Source organism: Microcoleus sp. T3_D1, assembly GCF_036700405.1.
Lineage (GTDB): Bacteria > Cyanobacteriota > Cyanobacteriia > Cyanobacteriales > Microcoleaceae > Microcoleus.
On the sequence record NZ_JAUBOV010000009.1, the window covers coordinates 38499 to 51111 of the forward strand.

At 45.5% G+C, this 12613-nt stretch carries 15 protein-coding genes; 3 read left to right on the top strand and 12 right to left on the bottom strand.

What is annotated here, in order from left to right; genetic code table 11:
• The first annotated feature begins 71 nt into the window (after nucleotides 1-71).
• Nucleotides 72-665 (top strand): CPBP family intramembrane glutamic endopeptidase, encoded by a 594-nt coding sequence (locus tag QT992_RS06715; protein WP_333318940.1) that lies wholly within the window; start codon nucleotides 72-74, stop codon nucleotides 663-665.
• 378 nt (nucleotides 666-1043) lie between these two features.
• Here QT992_RS06715 and QT992_RS06720 read toward each other — a convergent pair whose 3' ends face one another.
• From QT992_RS06720 to radA, 8 genes are all read right to left on the bottom strand, one after another.
• Nucleotides 1044-1448 (bottom strand): TIGR02588 family protein, encoded by a 405-nt coding sequence (locus QT992_RS06720; RefSeq protein WP_333336394.1) that lies wholly within the window; start codon nucleotides 1446-1448, stop codon nucleotides 1044-1046.
• Nucleotides 1445-2302: a TIGR02587 family membrane protein gene (locus QT992_RS06725; RefSeq protein ID WP_333336396.1), complete on the bottom strand. Its 858-nt coding sequence runs from the start codon at nucleotides 2300-2302 to the stop codon at nucleotides 1445-1447. The genes QT992_RS06720 and QT992_RS06725 overlap by 4 nt, the downstream gene beginning before the upstream one ends.
• 46 nt (nucleotides 2303-2348) lie before the next feature.
• The gene (locus QT992_RS06730; protein ID WP_333336398.1) at nucleotides 2349-3302 is read right to left on the bottom strand and encodes a WD40 repeat domain-containing protein; all 954 of its coding nucleotides are present in this window, start codon (nucleotides 3300-3302) and stop codon (nucleotides 2349-2351) included.
• Between the two features lie 60 nt (nucleotides 3303-3362).
• On the bottom strand, nucleotides 3363-3602 hold the full coding sequence (locus tag QT992_RS06735; protein ID WP_333336400.1) for a DUF2283 domain-containing protein: 240 nt from the start codon (nucleotides 3600-3602) through the stop codon (nucleotides 3363-3365).
• A 363-nt stretch (nucleotides 3603-3965) separates the two neighbouring features.
• Complete coding sequence (locus tag QT992_RS06740; protein WP_333336402.1) at nucleotides 3966-4121, bottom strand: DUF2281 domain-containing protein; 156 nt, start codon at nucleotides 4119-4121, stop codon at nucleotides 3966-3968.
• A gap of 153 nt (nucleotides 4122-4274) precedes the next feature.
• Entirely contained in the window at nucleotides 4275-4607 is a 333-nt protein-coding gene (locus QT992_RS06745; RefSeq protein WP_333336404.1) for a type II toxin-antitoxin system PemK/MazF family toxin, read from the bottom strand.
• 3 nt (nucleotides 4608-4610) lie between these two features.
• Nucleotides 4611-4847, bottom strand: coding sequence for a hypothetical protein (locus QT992_RS06750; RefSeq protein WP_333336406.1), 237 nt, complete (start codon nucleotides 4845-4847; stop codon nucleotides 4611-4613).
• 49 nt (nucleotides 4848-4896) lie between these two features.
• A complete protein-coding gene (radA, locus tag QT992_RS06755; protein ID WP_333336408.1) occupies nucleotides 4897-6450 on the bottom strand; it encodes a DNA repair protein RadA in 1554 nt (517 codons plus the stop codon).
• A gap of 164 nt (nucleotides 6451-6614) precedes the next feature.
• Between radA and rpaB the strand changes: the two genes are divergently transcribed.
• Both rpaB and QT992_RS06765 read left to right on the top strand, forming a co-directional pair.
• Nucleotides 6615-7346, top strand: a complete 732-nt coding sequence (rpaB, locus tag QT992_RS06760) for a response regulator transcription factor RpaB (protein WP_071587789.1) — start codon at nucleotides 6615-6617, stop codon at nucleotides 7344-7346.
• A gap of 188 nt (nucleotides 7347-7534) precedes the next feature.
• Nucleotides 7535-8176 carry a cofactor assembly of complex C subunit B gene (locus QT992_RS06765; RefSeq protein WP_333314632.1) on the top strand — a complete coding sequence of 214 codons (642 nt, stop codon included), beginning with the start codon at nucleotides 7535-7537 and terminating at the stop codon, nucleotides 8174-8176.
• 431 nt (nucleotides 8177-8607) lie between these two features.
• On the opposite strand, the gene hpsJ-A is transcribed toward QT992_RS06765, so the two are convergent.
• The 4 genes from hpsJ-A to rfbB all read right to left on the bottom strand — a co-directional run bounded on the left by hpsJ-A (nucleotide 8608) and on the right by rfbB (nucleotide 12478).
• Nucleotides 8608-9285 carry an HpsJ-like protein, cyanoexosortase A-associated gene (hpsJ-A, locus tag QT992_RS06770; RefSeq protein WP_333314636.1) on the bottom strand — a complete coding sequence of 226 codons (678 nt, stop codon included), beginning with the start codon at nucleotides 9283-9285 and terminating at the stop codon, nucleotides 8608-8610.
• Nucleotides 9286-9463: 178 nt separating this feature from the next.
• The gene (locus QT992_RS06775; protein WP_333314637.1) at nucleotides 9464-10132 is read right to left on the bottom strand and encodes a cyanoexosortase A system-associated protein; all 669 of its coding nucleotides are present in this window, start codon (nucleotides 10130-10132) and stop codon (nucleotides 9464-9466) included.
• Nucleotides 10132-10983 (bottom strand): cyanoexosortase A, encoded by an 852-nt coding sequence (crtA, locus tag QT992_RS06780; protein ID WP_333314640.1) that lies wholly within the window; start codon nucleotides 10981-10983, stop codon nucleotides 10132-10134. Before crtA ends, QT992_RS06775 begins: the two co-directional genes overlap by 1 nt.
• Nucleotides 10984-11371: 388 nt before the next feature.
• Complete coding sequence (gene rfbB, locus QT992_RS06785) at nucleotides 11372-12478, bottom strand: dTDP-glucose 4,6-dehydratase (RefSeq protein WP_333314643.1); 1107 nt, start codon at nucleotides 12476-12478, stop codon at nucleotides 11372-11374.
• Nucleotides 12479-12613: the final 135 nt, after the last annotated feature.

The following is a 12613-nucleotide window of genomic DNA, read 5'->3' on the forward strand; positions in this document are numbered from 1 at the left end:
GGGGCCTCATAAAAAATTGGTATAAACCCAACAAATCTCAAATCTCAAACCTCAAATCTAAAAGTGATTAAGTGGCAGAAAAACTTCCCGGAAATCCTGAAATTGAACCCTTGACGCGCACCCAAGTTTTAGTAGCAATGGGCGTGACAGCAATTATGTTGCTGGCGGTAGCTAAATTGTGGTTGCTATTTGCATCGGTATCGCTTTTGCCAGTCAAATTGATAGGAATGGACTTGCTCAAAGGATGTACGCTCGGACTGGCAATTACAGGCGGTAGTGCGATCGTTTATCACCTCTGGCCTGGTTATCGCCGGAGTGCGGATGTTTACTTGGAAGTAGTGCTCAAACCTTTGTTTTGGCCGGATTTAATTTGGCTGGGACTGCTGCCGGGACTTAGCGAAGAATTGTTATTTCGAGGCGTGATGCTGTCTGCTTTGGGATTGAATGTTACCAGTTTAGTTTTATCGAGTTTTTGTTTCGGCATTCTGCACTTGGGAGCCCTGGATCAGTGGCCTTATGCTGTTTGGGCAACGGCTGTCGGATTGCTGTTGGGTTACAGCGTTTTAGTTACTGGGAATTTGTTAGTGCCAATTACGGCTCATATCTGCACTAATTTGATTTCTAGCTGTGTTTGGAAGTGGGAACACAATCTGGTGAAGCGTTAGCTCGATCGCGCTACAATATCGAGGTTGGGGCGGGTTTAATGAATCTCTCACTGGATTGGAGAGATTCATTAAACCCGCCCCTACGGGAATTATGTCTATTTAACATGATACCGAGTCAATAAACGTAAATTTTGTAGGGGCGGGTTCACCCGTATCTCTGCTTAGGAATGAGAATTAAATAACTTCCACAAGTTTGTGGGATGGGCGTCCCGCCCGTCCAAAAAGGACGGGCGGGACGCCCATCCCACAATAACAATTAAAATTGTAAGTTATTTAATTCGCTATCCTTAATAACTAAGGTATTTTTAAACCCGCCCCCACCCAGCGACAGGATTTTATGAGGGTCACACTTACCGGAAACGAGAGTTGAAAACTTTGTTAAGGCAGTTTGTAGCTGCTCGATCGCACGATCAATTCACCTTGACTGGGGTTGTGGCTGAAGATAAAAGCTCCTTCTTCAGTTTCACCGCTTGACAAAAAATCAATTTGTTGGTCGCCGGATTCCACGACTTCGCCATTGACGCGCAATTCGGCACTAATTTGAACTGATTCTGCCGTTTCGCCGCCCGTGTTTGTCACTGTAAACGGGACGTAAAATTGCCCTTGATTTTCGCGAATTGGTGTGTTCCGAGTGACAGAAATGATCGGAGGTTCGTCTTTTTTAGTCACCCAGTTGTAGAGTACGAGTCCGGTGATGGTACAAAGGATCAAGCAGGCGATCGCAAATGTCGCCCATTCAGCAGGAGTTCTTTTTTCTTGCTGTTCGTTATTACTTTCACTCATACCGCTAACCTCCCCGCCGCGCCCCCAACAGCCGCCGGCAATCCCAATACTAACGTATAGTTCAACCAAATCGACCACGGGTCGTCAAAACTGAGTTTGTGGAAGAAAAACATCATAAATGCAGAAGCCACCAGCGACACTAAATAGGCCATGACAGTTTCGCTGAGGGGACGCTGAAAAATCCCTTGCTGCTGCTGCCGTTTTGCTTGATAAGTAAAGCCTGCTACAAATACAATACCGTAGGAAATTAGCAGCGAAGCGGCGATAATTGCTAATTGCCTAGGTGGCGAAATACCGGCCGCTAGCATGGGAATTTCGTCAGTTGGGGCGATGTTGAAAGCAATGATCATCGCGCCGATTAAAGTAGCGCCGATATCTGCTACAGTTGGATTGATGGTAGCTTCTTTTTCGCTGTCTGAGCTTTGATAGCGATCGCCGCTCAAGAAACCGCTTGCCAGGGCAACTCCCAAGGCAAACGGCAGGCCTTCAAATATGATTTTCCCCAAAGTTTCTTGCAGCGGAGTTTCCGGCGTAATTTCCCTGAGCAAAAATAGGACAAAAGCCGCGCAGACAATGCCAATGGCGATCGCTTCTACGGTATCGATTGCAGCATCTAGCCAACGGATGTCCTTAGTTTTGCGAAAACCTTCAGTGCGAGTCAGCAAGAAAACGACGATAAAAGTAGTTGCGATCGCGATCGACATTTCCGCTGGTTTAGTATGGGAACCGATCCACCAAACCTCCATCGTATAAAGCAGGGGAATCCCGAACAAAAAGCCACCCGATGCACCTCGGATGATGTCGTTTAGTTCATTTTTCCACGGATTTTTGCGCTGTTTTTTTCTCTGGTTCATTTTTCAGTTAAAAGGTCCATTAAAAATTATACAAAATTTCCCGTGCTTATAAATCCCGTTGCCAAATCTTGATAGTTTTGTTATCACTTCCACTAACCAGAGTCTGCCCATCCGGGCTAAAAGCCACAGAGTAAACTCCCCATGAATGCCCCAAGAGACTGCAAATTTTATCTCTGGTATCGAGATTCCAAAGTTCGATAATACCAGGTTCCGTACTATCCTCTTCGCTGCCAGAATCCCACCCGCCACTTGCTAAAATTTTCCCATCAGGGCTAAAAGCTAAGCATAAGTCCCCCATTGAATTTTCCGCAAGAGTATAGATTTCTATTCCCGTGTAGAGATTCCACAGCTTAATAGTTCCCACACAGTGCAAAGTCGCAAAAGTTTCTCCATCGGGGCTAACAGCGATCGCATAAACAGAGTCCATACCCTCCTGCCAATGCTTTGTCCAGATTTCATCTCCAGTGGTTAAATTAAAAGCTACTGCACTTAGAGAAACATAATCATCTGCACTGCTACTAAGTAGAATCTTTCCGTCAGGGCTGAATAAAATAGCCAAACTATAAAATACTTCTACTGGCCACTTTAAAGTCCGAATTTCTTCTCCATTTCTAAGGTTCCAAAGTTTGATAGTTGTGTCTTCACTGGCACTTGCCAGACTCTTCCCGTCGGGGCTGATAACTACAGAAGTAATTATGTCTGAATGTCCGGTGATGGTGTAAATTTCCTCTTTAGTGCTGAGATTCCAAAGCTTGATAGTTTTGTCCTTACTGCCACTAGCAAGAGTTTGTCCATCAGGGGCGAGAGCAATGGATGTAACCCCTTGTGAATGTCCTGATAAAGTGTGAAGTTCTTGCCCTGTGTTGAGGTTCCACAGCTTAATTGTGCTATCAGAACTTCCGCTAACTACAGTCTGTCCGTCTGGAGTGATGACAACAGAAGTTACCGAACATGAATGTCCGTGAAGGGTGTGTACGCATTGCCAGTTAGTTTGAATCATTTGATATTACTCCTAGCATTCATCCAGCAACCACATTTTTACTGATTGTTTTCAATGCCATTAAAGTGCAAGCTGAATTTCGGAATATTCTCCTAAAGCTTCGTTGACAACAATCAGTTTTCCTTGACTATCTGCCCCTAATTGTTGATTGGCATTGAGTAATTCAATTCCATAAATAGTACCGTCGGGGGCAATGTCCACATTCATTTGATCGCTAACCTGGATAGTGTTTACCTGTGCGGTTTTTTCTTTCAGGTATATATAAGCTACGTTGTATCTTGGATCGTAAGTCAGTTTCACGGGAACCTCCTGCTCAAAAGAATTTGACAATTACAGTGATAATTATCCAGTCTTCGCCTTCTGGGGCTGCGATCGCCTCCACTTTCTTCATAGCATAAACTTTTCCCTGCCACTCAGCATTGAAGGAAAAGTTGCGCCTAAATCCGGTTCTGCCAAATTGAGCCGGAAAAGTTGTGCCACTTTCAACAGTAGCAATTACTTCTGCCTCAGTTGCACCTCGCTCAATCGTGCTTGAGCATGGGGATGTAATCTAACGCTCACGTTGCTATTACCTCCTTTTTGCCTCTTTCTTTTTGCACTAACTTAATTCACCACAGCCGCGCATAAGCATCAAAATAAAGGCATGAGTGTCCAACAACAGCCTTATTCCATGTACTCCTTAAACTCTTCTAGCGGTTCGTCAAAATCATCGGACATCCAAACCATTCCTTTGGCACTTCCTGCTTGTCGGTTGGGTTTAGCTTGTTTGGGAATTCCTACCAATTTTACAACAGGCTGGTTATCTTGAGTAATCGCCACTTATTCCCCTCTCATCGCCGCTGCGATTAATTCCAGAAGCTTTTATTTTGCCTCAATAATGTCTACTTGATACATAATTCGTGCCTCCGCATACAGTTGGAAATTTGAGATTTGAGATTTGCCGTGACTAATGAAGCTTGCGATCCTGTATTTTCATCCAATGAAAGACCAGATTTGTTTGACTCTATCTCGCACTTGCACCAAATCATCAGGGGTTAATATTCCCAGTCTCCTTTCAACTAAACTTTTTTGTAATGTGTTCAGTTTATGTAAGCGAACCGCTGAAGGTCGCTTTAATCCTGCTTTTTGCCATTCCTGAATTTCGACATCAAAGGTTGTACGAGGGATTTGACTGGTTATCTTGGCAACAATCATATCTTCATCTCCTGTGTCCAACAGTACCAAACCGGGACGGCGTTTAGTTTCGGCTGTACCCGCAAACAAGAATGCGACTATAACTAATTCTCCAAACTGATAATTAGTCATTGCTCAATCCTCAGCGTAAATTGCATCTTCTTCGCTGCAATCAGCAAAGAATTGTTCGGCGGCAAGACGATGCCAATCTGTTTTTTCCTCTACTTCATCGGCTTCTGAGTTTGTTTGTTCATTCACCAGAATTATCACTCTTACCTCTTGGTTGACTGCCAAGTATTTTAAAATGTCATCGGTCAAGTTGATTTTTCCTTCCGATGTAACTTTTGCTGGAAATTCGTAGGCTTTCATCATGTGAATTTTAGATTTGTGTTTACCCAGTTATTGCTACTTTAACATAATCTCAATTAGACAAATCATCCTCCAAATCAACAGACTGTAAATCCATATCACCAGACTGCAACTGACTCGGAGTAGCCGGAATCGCGGCAATTATTGCATCAATTACCTTCGCCACCGGAATAATCTCCATCCCCAACTCTGGCACCGGTTGATTCTTAGGAATAATCGCCCTTTTGAAACCCAATTTCGCCGCCTCCCTCAGCCGCAACTCTAATTGCGAAACCGGCCGCACCTGTCCCCCCAAACCAACTTCCCCAAGCAAAACTGTGCGCGCATCAACCACCCGATCGCGAAAACTGGCCACAACGGCGATCGCAACTGCCAAATCCGCCGCCGGTTCATCCACCTTCAACCCGCCCACCGTCGCCAAAATCACATCTAATTTAGATAAAGGAATCCCCACCCTTTTCTCCAAAACAGCTAAAATTTGCTGCAATCGAGCATTGTCCACACCAGTAGTAGTACGGCGCGGCGAACCAAAACTCGCAGGGCTGACTAACGCCTGAATTTCCACTAAAATCGGTCGAGTTCCTTCGCAAGTAACTGTCGTCGAAGTACCGGGAGAAAATTCATCTCTATTCCCTAAAAACAACTCCGACGGATTATCTACTTCTCGCAAACCGTTGGCTACCATTTCAAAAACACCGATTTCGTGAGTCGCGCCAAAACGGTTTTTCATCGATCGCAAAAGTCGATGAGAAGCAAAGCGATCGCCCTCAAAATACAGTACAGTATCTACCAAATGTTCCAAAACCCTCGGCCCGGCCAAAGCTCCATCTTTCGTAACGTGACCGACAATAAATAAAGTAATATTTTCCCTTTTCGCCACCTGCATCAAAGCCGACGTACATTCCCGCACCTGAGCCACCGAACCCGGAGCCGATGTTAAACTAGCAAAATAAATAGTTTGGATGCTGTCAATCACCGCCACATTCGGTTTCAGCGCTTCCAACTCCCGCAAAACAACTTCTAAATCCGTCTCTGGAAGCAAATAGAAATTCTCCGCTGAATTGTCCTCGGAATCCCTTTTAACTTCCCCGTTGCTGCCAGATTTATGCCCGCCGTTGCTTGACAATTCCACCGGATTAGCCACACCCAAACGCTGCGATCGCAACTTCACCTGCTGGCCCGACTCCTCCGCACTCACATACAGTATCCGATCCTTGCGGGCCAACATATTCGCCACCTGCAACAGCAGCGTCGATTTCCCGATTCCCGGTTCCCCCCCAATCAACACCAGCGAGCCCGGAACAATCCCGCCTCCCAAAACTCGATCGAGCTCGCCGTAACCAGAAGGCCAGCGAGACTGAGTTTGGTCGGAAATCTGCGATAATCTGAAAGATACCCTTGGTTGACCCTTCGACTTATCAGGGGGCGAACCGCCCACTGTCTTAGTTGTCACCCCAGTTAAACCAGCCCGCGGCACACCAGCAGTAGGTTGCTCTAACTGCTCGTCAAAAGAATCCCACTTCTGACAGCTAGGACATCTGCCAAAATATTGTGGTGAATCATAGCCGCATTCCCGACAAATATATTGTATTCGAGGCTTAGGCATTGTTTACTATGATAAATAGTCACCCTAACATTTAGAAAAGTCTGAGTTAAAGCAATTATCAAGCTTTCAGACCGATCCCCACACATGATTCAATTTGTGTCTTCTATGATAGGGTACAAAAAATTAACATTATCTGAAATGTAACTTAAGGAGTGCTCGGTAACTTGGAAAACCATAAAGAAAAAATTCTGGTAGTTGATGACGAAGCCAGTATCCGCCGCATTCTGGAGACTCGCCTTTCCATGATTGGCTACGATGTCGTCACCGCTGCTGACGGCGAAGAAGCTCTCGAAACCTTTCGCAACACCGAACCCGACTTAGTGGTTTTGGACGTGATGATGCCGAAGCTAGACGGTTACGGCGTCTGTCAGGAGTTGCGTAAAGAGTCAGACGTGCCTATCATCATGCTAACTGCTTTGGGAGACGTAGCCGATCGCATCACCGGTTTAGAATTGGGCGCCGACGATTACGTCGTCAAACCTTTCTCTCCCAAAGAACTTGAAGCCCGCATCCGTTCGGTACTGCGGAGGGTTGACAAAAACGGCGCATCGGGCATTCCCAGCTCTGGAGTCATCCACGTCACCAATATCAGGATTGACACCAACAAGCGCCAAGTTTACAAAGGCGACGAACGAATTCGCCTCACGGGCATGGAATTCAGCCTGTTAGAACTGCTTGTCAGCCGTTCTGGAGAGCCTTTTTCGCGATCGGAAATTTTGCAGGAAGTCTGGGGATACACGCCAGAACGCCACGTAGACACCCGCGTAGTGGACGTTCACATCTCGCGGCTTAGGGCAAAGTTGGAAGACGACCCCAGCAATCCCGAATTAATTCTCACCGCCCGTGGCACCGGCTATCTCTTCCAGCGAATTGTCGAAATAGGAGAAGTAGGATAAAGTCAGTTGGCAGTTGGCAGTTGGCAGTTGGCAGTTGGCATTAGTTAAATTACCAACTACCAATTACCAATGACTAATGACTAATGACTAATGACTGCTGACTAATGACTAATGACTGCTGACTAATGACTAATGACTGCTGACTAATGACTGCTGACTAATGACTAATGACTAATGACTAATGACTAATGACTAAATCTGATCCCAATAAAGTTTTGCGGCAATTGCCCTTAGTTGCAGGAGGGTTAGCAGGTACGCTGCTAATGGTAAACCGGTTGCTGACAGAGCAAATTACAGATTCTCAAGCTCGATCGGACGCTTTGGGAGTAATTATCAGCGCTTTGCTGATTTTAACAGGTTTGCTGTGGCAGCAGGTGCAAGCGCGATCGCCCGATTCCGTAAAACTTATCGGCGAAGAAGGTTTTGAATTTGCGCCGGATTTGCCGGAGGCTGTGAAAATAGAATTAGCCTGGGCGTCGCGTTTGCTGTTGACAAATACCGCCACAAGGTCGATCGTAATTGTGTATCAGGGAAAAGTTCTATTGCGGCGCGGTATTTTAGGCATCAATCCCGAAGTCAAACCGGGGCCGATTTTGCAGCGAGTGCTCGACAAAAATAAACCAGTTTATTTAGTAAATCTCAATATTTATCCCGGCAAAATTGAATTTGACTATTTGCCAGAAAATACCCAAGGAGTCATCTGTCAACCTATCGGCAGCCAAGGCGTTTTAATCTTAGGTGCTAACGCGCCCCGCAGCTACACCAAACAAGATGAAAACTGGGTGGAAGGCATTGCCGACAAACTAGAAAATACCATCAATCGATTTTAGATTTTAGATTTTAGATTTTAGATTGTGGATTGTGGATTGTGGATTTTAAATTTTAGATTGTGGATTTTAGATTGTGGATTGTGGATTTTAGATTTTAGATTTTAGATTGTGGATTAGGGATTGTGGATTTCACAATGCCAGCCCGCGTCTTGGTGCGATCCTCTTCGAGGGCTGCGCTAACGACGGATTTGCCTCATTCTCGGTGTTGGCTATCGGCAATAAACAAGATTTATTACCGATAATATCTTTTGAAAAGAAGAAGAGCCAGCGCTGCCCCCAACGAAATTTCTAGGGTTTGAGGGTCTTCTTAACCACCAAGACGCGGGCTGCGTGTACAGGGCGCATCTTAGTCCTCAACAAGACTCTCCGGGTGCGCTAGGCGCACCTTACTAGCTCAAAACTCGCAACTCAAAACTCAAAACTCAAAACTACTAGCGAGCCCAGTCAGTACCGCGCCACAGCGTAAAAAACAAAACACTAGAAATCAGCGCGCCCAGCAGCCACTTAACAGCATTTTTAAATAACCCCAAGCGCTGACTTTGCTGAACCGCAGCACTTTGCGTCTGTAACCGTTCCTTAGCCGGAGTAATTCTCGAAAGAATTTGCTCTTTCAATTGCTGTGGGTTTTGCGTATCCGCTTGTACCCCCAAACGAGTAAGTTCCCCCGCCAAATTCCTTAAATCTTCAGGACTACCCTTATTCAGCCGTTCTTCCACCTGCTGCAACTGAGCTAATTGTTGGTTTGCTTGAGTAGTAATTTGCTGGTTGTTTTGGTTGTTGACGTAGATAGTGCCAAAAATTCCCAAAGGCAGCATCAACAGAAAAACCAGACCTAGCAGCAGACAAACCCAAGACAAAACCTTCAAAAAAACTTCTTCCAAGCCTCTGCGATCGTACCCTTCTCCAAAAAATATCAGCGCCATTGCCAGTAAAGGAACTGGCACCCGTTCCACTACAGCCCCAATGGTTTGCAATTCCCAGAGGCGATTGCCAAAATTGGCTGGTATAAGAGTTGCGATCGTATCTAATACAGACAAAATTAATAGACCGTAGCCAATCCAACGCAGTCTGTAGATAGAAAAACCTTGTTCGCCTTGTATGTCATTCATAAAATAATCAGAGTTGTTGTTAAGAAAAATGTCTCTTGACCCCGCTCAAGAACGGATACAAGCCCCCGACAACAGTCGTGGAGAGTCAAAAATTTTAGACTCTTGTTCCAGCTTCCAGATTCACCTGTGGAGTAAATCTAAAAGCTAAAAGCTAAAAGCTAAAATCGACTGAATCGAGTCAAGGATCGGGGAATCGCGGCTGCCACCACCCATACCAAGAAACCCAAGCATTCTCTAGAATTTTTTTGGCATCTTCTGGAGTTGTTTTATCCAAAGGCACAGACATCTGAGTCCACAAACAGCGCCGGTCTTGAATATTTCCCCTACCCAACAACCAAAACAGAATACGGTTTGGGTGCCAATCGCGAGTATTTCGATTATATCTAAACTGTTGGGAAGTTACTGTAGCACTGCCACGAGGATTGATACACGAACTCAAATACAGTCGATTTGGCTGTTGCAAGATTCCGTGAAATCCCGCGCCTTGAGTGTTTACTAATGCTAGTTTACCAGGAGACGACTTGAGAACTGTATGTCCCCTCATCATACCTTCCACTGCCCCAATGGTGTCTACCGCATAGCGCATCTCTATTTCTAGAGCCATGCTATTTTTTTGATATTCATATTTCCTGGCCGCTTGGAATTCTGAATTGTCGCTAAGTTCGATCGGCGCGCTCTTGTTTAGTTTCCAATCGGCTAGAGGCACCGACTCGGGAAACTCAAACGGGGTGACCAGATGCTTGCCGTCCGATGGATATAAAACCACTTTTCCGGCAACCAACAAAACCCCTCCCAAAGTAACAGCCAACAGGGAAAGCCTAAGTGGTTTCCAAGAGGTAATAGCCATTAGCAATTCTGTCCTTCCTTATTTTGGGGTTGGTCTTTCAAAATAGCAAACCAGCAGAATAGCCCGAAAATAAATACAGCAATCATCGAAAATATTACCGAACCATTTCCTTCGTGCCAGTATTTAAATGCTTCGGGTTGAGATAGCGATACCAGCACTGCCAGGAGACCAACTCGCGCGGCATTAACTACAAATGCAGTAATTATTGCCACGAATGGCAATACAATTTTCTGAGCCGTAGTGGTAGGAAACATCAGTAAGAAAACCAGAGCTAGTCCTAACAATTGTAGCATCGCATTCACCCCGGAACAGCCGTGATTCACTTCCACGCTGCCCTTTTCCAGGATGAGAAAAACCCCTTTTCGCACCACGTCAAATCCTACATAGTGCAGGATGAAAGCTGAAAATTTAGCGGTTAATTGGGGGACATCAACCAATACTCCGATCAATCCTGGAGGAATAGCTGTATAGCCAAGAATTAGAAGTTCCTGCCAATATTGTTTCAGTCCTTTTGTGCCGGAAGCAAGCAAGGCGAGACTGATTCCCGACAAAAAAGGCGTTGCTCTGATAAAAAAGTCGTATCCCGATATCGAGGAACTTTTGAGCAATATTAAAGCAATTAACGATGTCCCAAAGAAGCTGGCGAAAATTCCGCTTTCAAAAGTTAAGGATTCGTGCCTTTCCCAAATGAGAAATGCTACGACTCCCCAAAACAGTAACATTGTACCGAACAGGTCAGTGTCGTTTGTTCTGGAAGTCAGAGTTAGGTGTAAGGCGATCAAACCGGAGGCGATGCCTAACAGCCAGTATTTAGGTTCTTGGACGTGCTTGAGCGAGTTTATTTCGGTCATTGCTGCTTTTTGTTTTTACTAAAAGCTTCTAAAATGCTTAATGTGTTGTAACTCTATTAAAATTATCAGCTACAAACACTTAAATTTATGCGTTTGGGGTGATTTTTCACTAAATCTTCACAAAGATTGACAAGGGCGAATGTGTGTGATAGTCACCTGCACCTAATTAAATCTGAAGTTAGGAGCAAAGACCAAAGAAAACAGGTTTTTTAACTCGGATCGATCGCACTCAACTAAAGATTTTCCTTTCTCTCACCCGGTTTCTGCGCCGGGAGTTTAAATGTAAAGCTTGAAGGCAAGACAGAAACCTTTGTGGACGCACTCTCGAGCTGGAAAACCAGTTTTTTACTGGTTCTGGTTTTTGGTAGCCCGTGCGTCCAGGAGGAGATTAGTTAGAGTAGACTTTCCGGTAGTAAGTTTGATATTCCTCCGAAAGCAGGGGTTCCCACCACTCCCGATGGGCTAAGTACCATTCTACAGTCTGTCGCAAACCTTCTTCAACTGTTACTGAGGGAGTCCAACCTAACTCTGTTTGAATTTTGGTGGCATCAATAGCATAACGCCGATCGTGCCCGGCTCTGTCTTTGACAAATGCGATCAATTGTTCGCAAGGACGGGCGGGTAAATCAGAAGCTAATTCGTCCATTAGCTGACACAGCATTTTTACTAAATCGAGATTTTTTACCTCGTTGTTGCCGCCAACATTGTAGGTTTCCCCAGGTTGACCGCGGTGAATAACGGCATCTAAAGCGCGGCAGTGGTCGAGAACGTAGAGCCAATCTCGCACGTTTTGACCGTCGCCGTATACTGGCAGCGGTTTGCCCAATAACATATTGATGCACATTAATGGAATGAGCTTTTCTGGGAAGTGATAGGGGCCGTAATTGTTTGAACAGTTGGTGATAATTGTCGGGACGCCGTAGGTGTGGAAATAGGCGCGGGCGAGGTGGTCGCTGCCAGCTTTGGAGGCTGAGTAGGGACTGTTGGGCGAGTAGGCAGTTGTTTCTGTGAAGGCTGGGTCATCGGGGCCGAGACTGCCGTAAACTTCGTCGGTAGAAACGTGGAGGAAGCGCATTTGTGCTTTGAGAGATGCCTCATCAATTGCTTCAAAATGCTTGCGGAAGGCTTCTAACAGTGTGAAGGTTCCGACAACGTTTGTTTGAACAAAGGCTGCGGGCCCGATAATTGACCTGTCAACGTGGGATTCTGCGGCAAAGTGCGCGACTGTGGTGATGTTTTCTTCTTTGAGCAAGGTATCGACTAAGGTACGATCGCAAATATCCCCCTGCACAAACCGAAAATTTTCGCCTCCTTCCAAAGTTGCCAGGGTTTGTCGGTTTCCGGCGTAGGTTAAAGCATCGAGTACCACTACTCGATCGCCCGGATAGCTGCTGCACCAGTGATGCACAAAATTCGAGCCGATAAATCCAGCCCCGCCCGTCACCAACAATCGGCGAGGGGATCGCTCAATGCCTTGATTCGCGTTGTCTGTCATAAAAATAAGAGTTTTTCCAATAACTAAGCCTTTACAAAAGTAGCCTTAAAAGTAGTTTGTCACCAAGTGTTTGCCGCTCTGTAATTAAAATTTCTACTGTCTCACCTCAGATTTTCTTATTTGGGCGCGATCCAA